Source organism: Bradyrhizobium sp. AZCC 1678, from assembly GCF_036924765.1.
Classification (GTDB): domain Bacteria; phylum Pseudomonadota; class Alphaproteobacteria; order Rhizobiales; family Xanthobacteraceae; genus Bradyrhizobium; species Bradyrhizobium algeriense.
The window spans coordinates 374,999-388,089 of the sequence record NZ_JAZHSE010000001.1 but is presented as its reverse complement, the minus strand read 5'-3'; the positions used below and the strand labels follow the sequence as shown (position 1 = coordinate 388,089).

General features: G+C 63.0%; 14 protein-coding genes. 10 read left to right on the top strand and 4 right to left on the bottom strand.

The window, feature by feature from the left end:
• The first annotated feature begins 6 nt into the window (after window positions 1-6).
• The 8 genes from V1294_RS01920 to V1294_RS01885 all read left to right on the top strand — a co-directional run bounded on the left by V1294_RS01920 (window position 7) and on the right by V1294_RS01885 (window position 7,034).
• Entirely contained in the window at window positions 7-747 is a 741-nt protein-coding gene (locus tag V1294_RS01920; RefSeq protein ID WP_334494816.1) for an ABC transporter ATP-binding protein, read from the top strand.
• Window positions 744-2,615, top strand: a complete 1,872-nt coding sequence (locus V1294_RS01915) for a bifunctional sugar phosphate isomerase/epimerase/4-hydroxyphenylpyruvate dioxygenase family protein (RefSeq protein ID WP_334494814.1) — start codon at window positions 744-746, stop codon at window positions 2,613-2,615. The genes V1294_RS01920 and V1294_RS01915 overlap by 4 nt, the downstream gene beginning before the upstream one ends.
• Window positions 2,616-2,659: 44 nt before the next feature.
• On the top strand, window positions 2,660-3,646 hold the full coding sequence (locus V1294_RS01910) for a DUF6351 family protein (RefSeq protein ID WP_334494812.1): 987 nt from the start codon (window positions 2,660-2,662) through the stop codon (window positions 3,644-3,646).
• A 16-nt stretch (window positions 3,647-3,662) separates the two neighbouring features.
• Window positions 3,663-4,490 carry a tannase/feruloyl esterase family alpha/beta hydrolase gene (locus tag V1294_RS01905; RefSeq protein WP_442895309.1) on the top strand — a complete coding sequence of 276 codons (828 nt, stop codon included), beginning with the start codon at window positions 3,663-3,665 and terminating at the stop codon, window positions 4,488-4,490.
• Between the two features lie 52 nt (window positions 4,491-4,542).
• Window positions 4,543-5,466 (top strand): DMT family transporter, encoded by a 924-nt coding sequence (locus V1294_RS01900; RefSeq protein ID WP_334494808.1) that lies wholly within the window; start codon window positions 4,543-4,545, stop codon window positions 5,464-5,466.
• Between the two features lie 193 nt (window positions 5,467-5,659).
• Window positions 5,660-5,983 (top strand): ArsR/SmtB family transcription factor, encoded by a 324-nt coding sequence (locus V1294_RS01895; protein WP_334487110.1) that lies wholly within the window; start codon window positions 5,660-5,662, stop codon window positions 5,981-5,983.
• A gap of 12 nt (window positions 5,984-5,995) precedes the next feature.
• The gene (locus V1294_RS01890) at window positions 5,996-6,466 is read left to right on the top strand and encodes an SRPBCC domain-containing protein (protein ID WP_334494806.1); all 471 of its coding nucleotides are present in this window, start codon (window positions 5,996-5,998) and stop codon (window positions 6,464-6,466) included.
• 100 nt (window positions 6,467-6,566) lie between these two features.
• Window positions 6,567-7,034, top strand: coding sequence for a GyrI-like domain-containing protein (locus V1294_RS01885; protein WP_334487104.1), 468 nt, complete (start codon window positions 6,567-6,569; stop codon window positions 7,032-7,034).
• Window positions 7,035-7,084: 50 nt separating this feature from the next.
• On the opposite strand, the gene V1294_RS01880 is transcribed toward V1294_RS01885, so the two are convergent.
• From V1294_RS01880 to V1294_RS01870, 3 genes are read right to left on the bottom strand one after another with little or no spacing between them, the layout of a single operon-like run.
• On the bottom strand, window positions 7,085-8,641 hold the full coding sequence (locus V1294_RS01880) for an MDR family MFS transporter (protein ID WP_334494804.1): 1,557 nt from the start codon (window positions 8,639-8,641) through the stop codon (window positions 7,085-7,087).
• 4 nt (window positions 8,642-8,645) lie between these two features.
• Window positions 8,646-9,818, bottom strand: a complete 1,173-nt coding sequence (locus V1294_RS01875) for an HlyD family secretion protein (protein ID WP_334487100.1) — start codon at window positions 9,816-9,818, stop codon at window positions 8,646-8,648.
• Window positions 9,811-10,305: a MarR family winged helix-turn-helix transcriptional regulator gene (locus tag V1294_RS01870; protein WP_442895308.1), complete on the bottom strand. Its 495-nt coding sequence runs from the start codon at window positions 10,303-10,305 to the stop codon at window positions 9,811-9,813. Before V1294_RS01870 ends, V1294_RS01875 begins: the two co-directional genes overlap by 8 nt.
• A gap of 139 nt (window positions 10,306-10,444) precedes the next feature.
• On the opposite strand from V1294_RS01870, the gene V1294_RS01865 reads away from it, so the two are divergent.
• Together V1294_RS01865 and V1294_RS01860 are read left to right on the top strand one after the other, a co-directional pair.
• Window positions 10,445-10,930 carry a Fur family transcriptional regulator gene (locus V1294_RS01865; protein ID WP_334487094.1) on the top strand — a complete coding sequence of 162 codons (486 nt, stop codon included), beginning with the start codon at window positions 10,445-10,447 and terminating at the stop codon, window positions 10,928-10,930.
• Window positions 10,931-10,964: 34 nt separating this feature from the next.
• A complete protein-coding gene (locus V1294_RS01860) occupies window positions 10,965-11,903 on the top strand; it encodes a DMT family transporter (RefSeq protein ID WP_334494801.1) in 939 nt (312 codons plus the stop codon).
• A gap of 56 nt (window positions 11,904-11,959) precedes the next feature.
• On the opposite strand, the gene V1294_RS01855 is transcribed toward V1294_RS01860, so the two are convergent.
• The gene (locus V1294_RS01855; RefSeq protein ID WP_334494799.1) at window positions 11,960-12,835 is read right to left on the bottom strand and encodes a sulfurtransferase; all 876 of its coding nucleotides are present in this window, start codon (window positions 12,833-12,835) and stop codon (window positions 11,960-11,962) included.
• Between the last annotated feature and the right edge of the window lie 256 nt (window positions 12,836-13,091).

The following is a 13,091-nucleotide window of genomic DNA, read 5'->3' as shown; positions in this document are numbered from 1 at the left end:
CAGCCCATGAGCGACCCTATCCTCGAGGTTCAAGGTCTCGTGGGCGGCTACGGCAAGATGACGATCCTCAACGGCACCAGCTTCTCGGTGCCCGCGGGCTCCATCACCACCGTGATCGGGCCGAACGGCGCCGGAAAATCCACCGTGTTCAAGGCGATCTTCGGCCTGTTGAAGCTGCGCGAAGGCAGGGTCGTATTCAAAGGACGTGACGTCACCGGCCTGAGCCCGCGCGAATTGCTCACGTCAGGCATCTGCTACGTGCCGCAGGGACGCAATATCTTCCCCGAACTGTCCGTGCGCGACAACATCCAGCTCGGCGCCGTCGTTGCGGGGCGCGACATCACCGACCTGCCTGATCGGATCGAGGCGGCGCTGGATAAATTCCCGGTGCTGCGCAGGAAGGCGACTCAGCAGGCCTCCACCCTGTCGGGCGGCGAGCAGAAGCAGCTCGAAGTCGCCCGCGGGCTCCTGCTCAATCCGCAACTGGTACTGATCGACGAGCCGTCGATCGGGCTCTCGCCGCTGATGGTGCAGCAGACCTTCAACATTCTGAAAGATCTCCGCGACCGCGGCGTGTCGATCCTGATGATCGAACAGAATGCCCGTTCGGCGCTGGAGATTTCCGACTACGGCATCGTGCTTGAGCTCGGCCAGACCCGGCTTGTCGACACCGCGCAGCGTGTGCTGAACGATCCCCGCATCGGGCAATTGTTCCTGGGCGGCGCCATGACGGAGACGGCCGCATGAACAAGCGCTCGATCGCCACGGTTTCGCTCAGCGGCGCACTCGACGAGAAGCTGCGCGCCATCGCCGCGGCCGGTTTCGATGCCGTAGAGATCTTCGAGAACGATTTGCTGTCGTTCAGCGGCAGCCCGCGCGACGTCGGCCAGATGTGTCGGGATCTCGGGCTGTCTATCTGCGCGTTTCAGCCGTTCCGCGATTTCGAAGGCATGCCCGAGCCGCAGCGCACCCGCAATTTCGCGCGCGCCGAACGCAAGTTCGACCTGATGCAGGAACTGCAGACCGATTTGATGCTGATCTGCAGCAATATCTCGCCGGCCTCGCTCGGTGGTATCGACCGTGCGGCCGCCGATTTCCGCGAACTGGGCGAACGCGCCGCCACGCGAGGCCTGCGCGTTGGCTATGAGGCGCTCGCCTGGGGGCGTCACGTCAACGACTACCGCGACGCCTGGGAGATCGTGCGCCGCGCGGATCATAAATCGATCGGTGTTATTCTCGACAGCTTTCATGCGCTGGCGCCGTCGTTCCCGACGCTGCCCATTCAATCGATTCCAGCCGACAAGATTTTTCTGGTGCAATTGGCCGACGCACCAAAGCTCGGCCTCGACGTACTGTCCTGGAGCCGGCACTTCCGCTGCTTCCCGGGACAGGGCGATCTGCCGGTTGCGACGTTCGTGAAAGCCGTACTCGCCACCGGCTATGCGGGGCCGCTGTCGCTGGAAATATTCAACGACCAGTTTCGCGCCGGCTCCGCGGTCCGCACCGCGACCGACGGGCTGCGCTCCCTGATTCTGCTCGAGGATGACGTCCGCGGCGCCGCGTCCGGAGCTCCTGCGATGCCGCTGCAGCCGAAGGCTCGCAGCCGCGGCGTCGGCTTCATCGAGTTCGCCGTCAGTGAAGAGAAGGCCCGTGACCTCGCCGCGCTGTTCGGCCAGCTCGGTTTTCGCAAGACCGGCGCTCATCGCAGCAAGGATGTCGAACGCTGGTCGCAGGGCCAAATTGATCTCGTGATCAATTGCGAGCCTGATGGCTTTGCTCATTCGCACTTTGTCGCGCATGGCCCCGGCGTCTGCGCCATCGCCGTTGATGTCGATGATGCCGCTAGCACCATGGCGCGCGCGGAAGCGTTGCAGGCGCGGACCTTCTATCAGCCGGTCGGGCCGGGCGAACTCGAGATTCCGGCGATCCGCGGCGTCGGCGGTAGCCTGCTGTATTTCCTGGAGGGGGCCGGCAAGAACTGGGACCTCGATTTCGAGCCGCTGCGCAGCGACGCGGCCGGCGACCAGCTCGATGTCGTCGACCATATCTCGCAGTCGATGCCCTATGACGAGATGCTGTCGTGGCTGTTATTCTATACCGGCATTCTCGATCTGGAGCGCCTGCCGCAGATGGAGATCGCGGACCCGGTCGGCCTCGTGCAGAGCCAGGCGCTGATCAATGGCAATCAGAGCCTGCGCGTGGTGCTCAACGGCTCATCCGCCACCCGCACGCTGTCGGCCCGTTTCATCCACGAATTCTTCGGGTCCGGCGTGCAGCACGTCGCGTTCTCCTGCCGCGATATCTTCGCTGCGATTGCCGACATGCGCTCGCGCGGTGCGGACTTCCTGAAAATTCCCGATAATTACTACGACGACATCGACGCCAAATACGGCCTCGACGCCGCGACCATGACAGCACTTCGCGACAACCAGATTCTCTACGACCGCGAAGGCGATGGCGAATTCTTCCAGGTCTATACCCACGCCTTCGACGAGCGGTTCTTCTTCGAGATCGTCGAGCGGCGTGACTATCACGGCTTCGGTGCCGCCAACGCCGCGATCAGGCTCGCAGCCCAGACCCGGGAATCGCGGCCGCTGACCATGCCCAAGGCATGACCATTCGGAATGCAAAGCAAGAAGACTGAAAGGGAAGCGAGACGATGTCGATCATGAACGGGAGGCGTATTCGCGCGGTATTGCTGCTTGCAACGTGCTGTTACCTGACACCGGCGGTGGCCGATACGCTTCCCTGCGATGACGGCATCAAGACGGCCTTTCGTCCCGACGCCGACACAAAGGTTGTCGCGGTTCGGCTGGTGAAAAAGGATGAGGAGCTGAAGGCGCCCGATGCGCAACAGCCCGTCACGGCGGCGGCCGATCTGTGCCTCGTGAAATTGCTGGTCGGCCCCGGCGCCACGGCAGAGAAGGACAAGAACGCGCGCTCCTATTCCGAGGGCATCGGCATCGAGGTCTGGCTGCCGACGCAGGCCAACTGGAACGAGCGCATCCGCAACTATGGCGGCGGCGGATGGGTCGGCGGCGGTCATCGCCATGCGGACAAGGTCGGCAGCAAGGTCCCGGCCATCGTCAACGCCAACATCGGATATGCCTCGGGCACCACGGACGCAGGACAGCCCTGGTACCAGGATGGCTCGTTCACGTTTCTCTCGGACGGCAAGGTCAATACCGAGTCGCTTCGCGACTTCTCGGTGCGCGCCATGGTGGAGCAGGCCGTCAAGACCAAGGCGCTGGTCAGCCTCTATTACGGCAAGGCGCCGAAATACACCTACTACGACGGCCATTCGCAGGGCGGCCGGCAGGGCATGAAGATCGCGCAGGAATATCCGGAACTCTACGACGGCTACATGATCGCCCAGCCGGCGCTGAACATCGCGAAGTTCGGCACGGCGGGACTGTATCCGCAGATCGTGATGAAGACCGAACTCGGCTTCACCGCGGCGAACAAGCCGGAGGCTGCAGCCTTCGCCACCAGGGTCGCTGCCGCCAGCAAGCGCGCGGTCGCCGTCTGCGACAAAACGGGCCTCGGTTTCCTGCTCGATCCCTTCAACTGCGATTACAATCCGCGCGCGCGATGCCGACATATTGTGTGCAGGCGTGGCCGGCGAAGGCGTATCCGGCAAGAATAACGACTCGGCAACCTGCATGAATTTGAAGGAGGCGAATGCGCTGAACCGAATCTGGTTCGGCGCCACCAGCGATGGAAGCTTTGAAGCCGCGCAGAGCCCCGACGCGCGATCCGGCAAATCGCTCGGCAAGAACCAGCTCTGGTGGACCTTCACCAAGGGCACCGCCATCGGCACTCAAATCACGAATGCCGCTTCCCTCGGCGTCGCGTTGGCGTTGCAGGACGTCAGCTATGCCCCCGACTCCAGCACCTCATCGAGCGATCCGATCGCAAATGGCTCGTCTGACGTGCGCAACAAATGGCGTGAACTCGATTACGCCGGGCTCGCCGACGCCGTGAACACGGGCGTCGCATTGCAGCCGACGGTGTTCAGCGACCTCATCACGGACAAGGCCGATCTCGGGAAGCTGCGCGATCTCGGCCGCAAGGTCATCGTCTACAGCGGTCTGGTCGACGACGCGATCCCGCCGGCCGGCAACATCAATTATCACGAGCGCGTGGCGGCGGCGATGGGCGGGCACGCCGAGGTGCAGAAGTTCATGCGGATGTACCTCCTGCCGGGTTCAGCGCACTCCTCGCAGGGCCGGGCCTACACAGTTGGCGGCAAGAACGACACCGTGCCGCTGCCGAAACTGCCTGGTAACACCAACCAGACGCCGACGCGCGAACAGGACCAGTTCTTCACGGCACTGGTGGATTGGGTCGAGAAGGGCACGGCGCCCGGTGAAGTCATGCTGACGTCGCGCGACAACAGCGTCAGCTATCCCGTCTGCGTCTATCCGCTGCGGACGACGTGGAACGGCAACGGGGATGCAAAGCAGGCTTCGAGCTATAGCTGCCGGTAAGCCGGCGGGATAGGATCGTATCGTCGGCGGGAGTGCCAGCACCGGATTGAACATGATCGAACCCAAGGAAGCCGCCAGCAGGACACGCGAGGTGCTGGGCCTGCTCGGCTTTCTGCTGGTTGCCACCGCCCAGGTCTCGAACATGATCCTGGCGCGTGGCGTTGCCGGGAGCGTTCCGCCATTTTCGATCGCCTTCTTCCGCTGGGGCATCGTGGCGCTTGGCCTGCTGCCGGCCGTCATGATGGCGTTGCGCGAAAAGCCCGGCGTGTTGAACGGCCAGACGCCCGGCATCGTTGTGGCTGGTTTCCTCGGCATGTTCGTCTGCGGCGGCCCGGTCTATGTCGCCGGTGTTACGACCTCGGCGATCAATCTGGCGCTGATCATGGCGCTCGCGCCGCTCGTGGTGCTGCTGTTTTCTTTCGTGTCGGGCCAGGAAACCATCCATCGAAGCCAGATCATCGGCATGCTGCTCTCGCTGGCGGGGGCGGCGTTGATCATCACAAGGGGACAAGCCGCCGTCGGGGGAGGCGTGGTGACCGGGGATCTGCTCGCATTGCTGGCGATGCTAGGTTGGGCGGGATACACCCTGCTGCAGAACCGTGTCGGCAGCGGTGTGAGCTTTCTGGCGCGGATCGGCCTGTTCGCGGCAGCAGGTGCGCTGTTCTCGCTGCCTTTCGCGATCCATGAAATGTGGTCCGCGCCTGCCGCCGCCTTCAGCGGGCGTGCGGCGCTGGTCTATCTCTTCGCAGGATTGGTCCCAGGCCTATTTGCCTATTCGGCCTATGCCTATCTCGGCTCGAAATTCGGTGCGGTGTCGACTTCGCTGAGCCTCTATCTCGGGCCGATCGTCAGCGCGGTGCTGTCGATCCTCTTTCTCGGCGAGGCGCCGACCGTGATTCATCTGATCGGTGGCGCGCTGTCGCTCGGCGGCATGTGGTTGAGCCTGCAAGCCAAGCAGGGCAGGCCACCGGCCTAACGCGATTTCGGTTGCTGCCTTATCCGGAAATCTATCAAGGCATCTTCGCGCTCGATGCGCGCATCGCCGATTGCATCTGAGCACCGCTCTTCCGCGCGCGTCCGGCGCGAGCAGGGGACCGTCGTCGCATGGGCTTGACAATAAGATATCAGTTATATAATATATCTGTTATATAACTGATCTGAGATGTACAATGTCAAACCTCGATGCCGCCTTTTCCGCGCTGGCCGACCCGACACGCCGGGCGATTCTGGCACGCCTCGCGTTGGGTGAGGCCACCGTCATGGAACTGGTCGAGCCGTTCGAGATGACGCAGCCCGCCATCTCCCGCCATCTCAAGGTTCTCGAGGGTGCAGGGCTGATTATCCGCCGCGTCGAAGGCACCAAGCGGCCGTGCCGGCTGGCGCCGGCAGCCGTCAACGAGATCGACCAATGGCTTGCGATGCTCCGGCAAGCCCTGTCCGCGAATTACAACCGGCTCGACGACGTTCTGGCCGCCATGAAAACCGAAGAGTGAAAGGCAAACCCTATGAGCAAGATGACGCTGAAGACCGAAGGCGACCGCCATGTCGTTGTTACCAGGCGCTTCGCCGCCGCGCCGGAAGCGGTGTATCGCGCGCATACCGAGCCGGCGCTGATTCAGAAATGGCTGCTCGGTCCGGACGGCTGGACGATGCCGGTTTGCATCAACGAGGCGCGACCGGGCGGCAAGATCCGCTACGAGTGGACGAACGGCGAAGGCGGTGGATTTTATCTGACCGGTGAGTATCTCGAACTGGTGCCATTCAGCCGGCTCGTTCATGTCGAGCGGATGCACATGCCGGATGCCACGCCGGACAACCACGTTGAAACGACCTTTGCGCCGGACGGGACCGGTACCTTGATGACCATGCGGATGACCTTGCCCGATGCCGCGACGAGGGCGGCCATGCTGTCGACCGGCATGGAGCACGGAATGGAAGCGAGCTACGCGCGACTTGAGACAACACTCAAATCATAAGCAGTGTCCCATCAGCGACGCATGCACCGGGCTTTACGTCAGCCGAGTGAAACGCGCGAGGACGCTCGTTTCACCAACACCTCAAATCGGGAGACCAGCCGTGATCGAACCGCTTCGCGTCCTTCAAACTAAGCCGCTGCTCACGGCCTCGATTCCGATCAAGGTTCCGCGCGAAGACATTCACAAGGTCATGGGACCCGGCCTTGCTGAACTAAAGGCCGTCGTCACCGTGCAGAACGTTGCGATCGTCGGTCCTTGGTTCACCCACCACCTCCGCAATCCCGGTGAGGTTTTCGATTTCGAGATATGCCTGCCGGTCGCCACGCCCGTCGCGCCGGTAAATCGCGTGAAACCAGGGCAGTGGTCCGCCATGAAGATCGTCCAGACTACCTATCATGGCGGCTACGAAGGCCTCGGCAGCGCCTGGGGCGAATTCATGGGGACGATCAAGGCGGCCGGACACAGAACCGCGGATGGCCTGTATGAATCCTACGACGTCGGCCCGGAGGCGAGCACGGATCCGAGCGCCTGGCGGACGGTGCTTAGCCGGGAATTGGTCGAAACCTAAAATACCGGCTCGGCACGCAATGCGGAAAACAAGCGTACACCAACCAAGCCTTACTCCATCACCGCATGATCCGGCGCGGCCGATTGCTCGCGGAGCGTGGCCTTGGTCGAGCCGATCATGATCGCGAGCGGGATCGCGCAGGCGGTGAAGATCATCACCATCTGATAGTCGTGCGAGAACGCGATGATCTGCGCCTGCACCTTGACCATCATATCCGCCATGGCGCGGCCCTGGTCGGTCGCGAGATCGATCATGCCGCGCACCGCGGGCATCTGCAGCGCATGATTGAACGGGTTGATATGCTCGGACAGGACTGCGTAGGTGTAGCGCGTGCCCTGCGTCAGTTGCGCGATCACGAGCGAGATCCCGATCGAGCTCGCGACATTGCGCATCAAGGTCAGCATCGAGGTGCCGTCGGTGCGCAGATGATTGGGCAGCGTCAGGAACGCCACCGTGGAAAGCGGCACGAACACCAGGCCGAAGCCAAAGCCCTGGACCACGCTGATGATGACGATCTCGGTCACGCCGGTCTGGTCGGTCCAGCCGGTCATGTAGAACAGCGAGGCCGCGGTCAGGCTGAGGCCTGCGACGATCAGCGTCCGCGCTTCGATATGGCGCATCAGGCGGCCGACCAGCATCATCGCCACGAAGGTGCCGCAGCCGCGGCTCGCCAGCAGCAGGCCTGCCGTAATGATCGGATAGCCGATCACGTTCTGCAGGAAGGGTGACGACAGCGCCATGGTCGAGAACAGCACCAGCCCCATCACGGCCATGAACACGCAGCCGCCGACGAAATTCTTGTCCTTGAACAGCGCGAACTGGATGAACGGATGCTGCGTGGTCAGGGAATGCGCAAGGAAGTAGTAGAAGCCGATCGCCGATATGATGAACTCGGCGATGATCTCGTTGGATTCCAGCCAGCCGAGCTGCTCGCCGCGGTCGAGCGCGAGCTGCAGCGCGCCGATCGCGATCGCAAGCGCGGTGAATCCGAACCAGTCGAAGCGCAGCGCGACGTCCTTCCTGGTCTCGTCCATGAAGATCACGAGGCCGAGCACGGTGATGATGCCGAACGGCAGGTTGACGAAGAACACCCAGTGCCAGGAATAGGTCTCGGTCAGCCAGGCGCCGAGCGACGGGCCCATGATCGGCCCCATCATCACGCCCATGCCCCAGATCGCCATCGCTTTCGCGCGCTCATGCAACGCATAGGAGTCGAGCATGACGGCCTGCGACAGCGGCACCAGCGCCGCGCCGAACACGCCCTGCAGCAGGCGGAACAGCACCATCTGGCCGATGTCCTGCGCCAGCCCGCACATCACGGAGGCGATGGTGAAGCCGGCCGAGCAGATGATGAAGATGCGCTTGCGGCCGAAGCGGTTGGCGATCCACCCCACAGGCGCGGTCATGATCGCGGCGGCGACGATGTAGGAGGTCAGCACCCAGTTGATCTGGTCTTGTGAGGCCGACAGCGTGCCCTGCATGTAGGGCAGCGCGACGTTGGCGATGGTCGTATCCAGCGCCTGCATGATCGTTGCCGTCATGGCGCAGATCGTCACCATGTTCCGGCGCAGGCCGGGAACGGCAGCCGATGGTGCGCCTGTTGTCATGACGCTATTCGTGGTCCTGGTTCGCCACCGCCGGCGACATGCCGAGCAGGGCGGACAGCGAGCGGCGATGGTTGGTGTCGATCGTGGCGTAGACGCTCATGCCGGCCTTCAGCTTGCGGACGAACTTGTCGTTCCTGTCGAAATAGATCCGCACCGGGACGCGCTGCACCACTTTGACGAAATTGCCCGACGCGTTCTGCGGCGGAAGGATCGCAAATTGCGCGCCGGTGCCGGGCGAGAGCGAGCCGACCGTGCCCTTGAACGGGTGGTTCGGGAACGCATCGACCTCGAGCGTGACGGACTGGCCGACCGCGACATAGGTGAAATCGGATTCTTTCGGATTGGCGTCGACCCAGGGGTTCGAGGTGTCGATGATGCTGAACACCGGCGCGCCCGCCATCACGAAGCGGCCGAGCTGGATCTGTTCGACCTGCGTGGCGATGCCCGCCATCGGCGCGCGCATCACCGTGTGGTCGAGATTGCGCTGGGCCTGGTCGAGCGCCGCCTTGGCCTGGGCATAGGGCGGGAATTCGTCGAGCGGCAGTTCGGGATTGCCGAGCAGTTGCGCCTTTGCGGTGGCGATCTTCTGCTGCAGCAACTGGAACTGGGCGCTGGCGGTGACGAGGGCGGTGGAAGCATTGTCGAGGTCGAGCTGCGAGCCGAAATTGTTCTTCACCAGCGAAGACTTGCGGTCGACGTCACGCCGCTTCAGGTCCATGCCCTGCTGCGAGAGCTCGCTCATCTGGCCGTAGATCCTGAGGTCGGCGATCAAATTGTCATAGGTGACCTTGGTCTGCGCGAGATTGGCCTTGGCCTGTGCCACGGCGAGGCGGAACGGGACGGGATCGATCTCGAACAGCACGTCGCCTGGACCAACCTGCTGGCCCTCTTTCACCACGACCTTCTCGATCTTGCCGGAGATATCGGGCGTGATCAGCACCTTCTGCGCGCCGACATAGGCGTCGTCGGTGGTCACGTAGCGGCCGCCGTTGAGATAGAACGTCACGCCGGCCACCAGCGCGACCAGTGGCAGCACGACCAGCAGCAGGAAGCGGCGGTAGCGGCGCATGCCGGCCATCAGCCGGCGGCGCGGCTCGGCCGCGAGTTTCGGCCGCGACTCCGGAGATGCGGGGTTGCCCTTCTGTTCGGGCGGAAATTTGAGCACCGGATCAGCCATAACGCTGCTCCTTTCGCGGAGGTTCGTTCGCCGGACGCTGGATCGCGTTGCGAACGTTCTCCTTGATCAGGTCGAGTTGGTCGAGAAGGCGGTGGGCATCAGTGGGGTTGATGCCGTCGAGCGCGGTGGCCGTCAGTTCGGAGCGAAGCCCGGCGAGCTTGCCGAGCAAGGGACGCGCGGCCTTGCGCAGGTAGAGGCGGTTGACGCGGCGGTCGTTCTCGTCGCCGCGGCGTTCGATCCAGCCATTGTCGCAGAGCTTGTCGATCAGCCGCGTCAGCGTGATCGGCTGCATCTCCATTTGCTCGGCGAGCTCCGACTGCTTGAGGCCTTCGGTTCGCTCGACCTTGGCCAGAACCGCCCATTGCGCGCGGGTGATGCCGTAGCGCGCCGCCTGCCGGTCAGCATAGGCGCGCATCATCCGCTGCACCTCGCCGAGCGTGAACAGGAAGTTCATATCCACGGAACCGCGCATGGTTTCAGCCTCCATAAGCTTGCGATATGATAAGCTTGCTTATGAATTCTGCATGGCGAGTTAACAGTGGCCTGATCCGCTTCCAGCACATGGCTGGGAACCAGCGGGCGGCCGGGCTTTGGGATTGGCATTCAAACTGCTACAAAGGCCGGATATGACCCTGACAAAGCCGACATTTCCCGCGCCCGACCACGATCACGGCCGCTGCACTGCGGAAGCAATCGCGCATGCGGAAGCGGTTTGCGCGCGGCGGGCGCAGAAATTCACCCCGATCCGGCGCCAGGTGCTGCAGGCGCTGCTGTCGAGCCATCGTCCGCTCGGCGCCTATGAGGTGATCGACGAACTCGCCAAATCGATGCCGCGGCCGGCGCCGATCACGGTCTACCGCGCTCTCGATTTTTTGATGGAGAACGGCCTGGTCCACCGGATCGAGAGCCGCAATGCGTTCCTTGCCTGCGCGCATGACCACGACGAGACCTCGATGGTGGCGTTCCTGATCTGCGATCATTGCGGCTCCGTTGGCGAAATTCCTGCGGCCCCCGTGGCGCAAAGCCTCAATGCGGCGGCGCGCGCCTCCGGATTCGCGCCAAAGCTCTCCGTCGTCGAGATCGCCGGCACCTGCGCTCACTGTCAAAAATAACAAAAACACGGCGCCAAGCCGGCCACGAGGATAGATGTCGTCCAAGCCAGTGAAACTGTCCGCCGGGCGTGCGCTCATCCCCGGCGCCATCGCCTTGATGCTGATGCTGTGCCTGAGCTGGGGGTTCAACCAGATCGCGGTGAAGCTGGTGTTGCCGGACGTGCCGCCGATGCTGCAGGCATTGGCCCGCTCCATCGGCGCGTTGCCGGTGCTGCTCCTGATTGGCTGGTTTCGCGGCGTTAAATTCTTCGAGCGTGATGGCACACTGTGGCCCGGCGTGATTGCGGGCACCATCTTCGGCATTGAATTCGTGCTGATCTATCGCGGCTTGCTGCTGACGTCGGCGTCGCGTGCGGTGGTGTTTCTATATGTGGCGCCGTTCTTCGTCGCGCTCGGCTCGTTCGTCTTTCTGGGCGAACGGCTGCGAGCGCCGCAATGGGGCGGCCTGGCCCTGAGTTTCGCCGGGGTCGCGCTGGCGATCGGCGTCCCCCAGACCAATGTCGACGCGAAGGTCTTGCTGGGCGATTTCCTGATCGTCGTCGGCGGTGCGCTCTGGGCGGCCACGACGCTGATCGTCAAGACCACCGCGCTGATCAAGGCCCCCGCGGAAAAGGGGCTCGGCTATCAGGTGGCGATCTCGATCCCGATTCTCGCCCTTGCTGCGTGGATATCGGGCGAAACCATCACCCATGTTCCCGGGCCGCTGTCGCTGGCGTTGCTGGCCTATCAGGCGTTCTGGGTGGTGGGTCTGACGTTCCTGTTGTGGTTCGCATTGGTCAAAACCTACTCCGCCAGCAAATTGTCAGCGTTCACGTTCGTCACGCCGCTGTTCGGCGTCGCGGCCAGCTATTTCATCCTGCATGATACGCTGACCATCGCCTTCGGTGTCGCGGCGCTGCTGGTCATTGCCGGGCTCTATCTCGTCAACAAGCCGGATCCGAAGATCGTGCCGGATCCGAACCTGCCGGCGTGATGTCGGACGGGGTCCGGTGCCAAGCTCGCAATGACGTGGAGAGCGGAGCTTGCGTCCTAACCCGTCTCGATCGGTAGCGAGGTGTCCTTGGCCCATTCGCCCATCGAGCCGTCGTAGAGCGTGAGGTTGTCGTAACCAAGCTGGTCCAGCAGGAACAGATCGATCGTCGCCGAGATGCCGCCGCCGCAGTAGGCGACCACGCGCTTGTCTTTCGTGATGCCCTGCGCCTTGAATTTTGCGTCGGCTTCCGCGAGCGGGACGAAGGCCTTGGTCTTTGGGTCGAGCAATGTGGCTGCCGAGACGTTGCAACTGCCGGGAACGCGGCCGGGCCGGCCGTAGCGGCTGGGCTCGAGGCCCTTGTGAAACTGCGGGCCGAGTGCGTTGACGACAGCGGTGCCCCGCTCGGCGGTGGCGGCGAGTGTTTCGTGCTTGTCGACGAAAAATCCGGTCTTTGGTTTAGCCGTGAAGGTTGCCGGCTTATATCCCTGCGCCGGTCCGGTTTCGAGCGGACGGCCTTCGAGCTTCCATTTGTCGAGCCCACCGTCGAGCACCGAGGCGCTCTCGAAGCCGAGCGACTGGAGCATCCACCAGAACCGCGTCGCCCACATCGGCGTCCCGATGCTGTACAGCACGACCTGGTTGCCGTTCGATACGCCGTGACGCCCGAACGCCCGCTCGAGATGCGCAACATCCGGCATCATGAAGCGAAGCTCGGTATTGGGGTCGGAAAACTCGCTTTGCAGATCGAGAAAATCCGCGCCCGGAATATGTCCGGCCTCGAACGTGTGTCGCCCGGGTACGGCGAGATAGGGGAGGCTGCTGCCTTCGGGCGCGGGTTCGAGATAAGTGGTGCAGTCGAACAGGCGCAGGTCGGCCTGACCCAGAATATCAGCGAGTTCCGCCGTAGAGATGAGCCCGTTACGCCCCGACATTTGTTGGCCTCCCGTTATTTCAAGCCGATGCTAGGGCCCGCATCGGGCCATGAAAAGGCGGCCGGAAGTGCGCTCGCCCTTTCAATTCGGCGATTCCTGTCCAATATAGCGGTTAACGGACGTAGCGGTATTTCCGCCTGCTTCCGGTCGCCGTCATCGGCTTAAGCTATTGAATATACAACGCAAAAATCCCCATGTGACGGGACGCACAGACCCTTCGCCGCCCCCTTGGTGAATGTCACCAAAACCTGATATT

Bases quoted from the DNA above. Each gene is read 5' to 3' on its own strand.
- V1294_RS01895 (WP_334487110.1), top strand. From the start codon at position 5,660: ATGTCAAACCTCGATGCCGCCTTTTCCGCGCTGGCCGACCCGACACGC.
- V1294_RS01905 (WP_442895309.1), top strand. From the start codon at position 3,663: ATGAATTTGAAGGAGGCGAATGCGCTGAACCGAATCTGGTTCGGCGCC.
- V1294_RS01870 (WP_442895308.1), bottom strand. From the start codon at position 10,305: ATGGAGGCTGAAACCATGCGCGGTTCCGTGGATATGAACTTCCTGTTC.
- V1294_RS01865 (WP_334487094.1), top strand. From the start codon at position 10,445: ATGACCCTGACAAAGCCGACATTTCCCGCGCCCGACCACGATCACGGC.
- V1294_RS01875 (WP_334487100.1), bottom strand. From the start codon at position 9,818: ATGGCTGATCCGGTGCTCAAATTTCCGCCCGAACAGAAGGGCAACCCC.
- V1294_RS01900 (WP_334494808.1), top strand. From the start codon at position 4,543: ATGATCGAACCCAAGGAAGCCGCCAGCAGGACACGCGAGGTGCTGGGC.
- V1294_RS01915 (WP_334494814.1), top strand. From the start codon at position 744: ATGAACAAGCGCTCGATCGCCACGGTTTCGCTCAGCGGCGCACTCGAC.
- V1294_RS01920 (WP_334494816.1), top strand. From the start codon at position 7: ATGAGCGACCCTATCCTCGAGGTTCAAGGTCTCGTGGGCGGCTACGGC.
- V1294_RS01910 (WP_334494812.1), top strand. From the start codon at position 2,660: ATGTCGATCATGAACGGGAGGCGTATTCGCGCGGTATTGCTGCTTGCA.
- V1294_RS01860 (WP_334494801.1), top strand. From the start codon at position 10,965: ATGTCGTCCAAGCCAGTGAAACTGTCCGCCGGGCGTGCGCTCATCCCC.
- V1294_RS01880 (WP_334494804.1), bottom strand. From the start codon at position 8,641: ATGACAACAGGCGCACCATCGGCTGCCGTTCCCGGCCTGCGCCGGAAC.
- V1294_RS01890 (WP_334494806.1), top strand. From the start codon at position 5,996: ATGAGCAAGATGACGCTGAAGACCGAAGGCGACCGCCATGTCGTTGTT.
- V1294_RS01855 (WP_334494799.1), bottom strand. From the start codon at position 12,835: ATGTCGGGGCGTAACGGGCTCATCTCTACGGCGGAACTCGCTGATATT.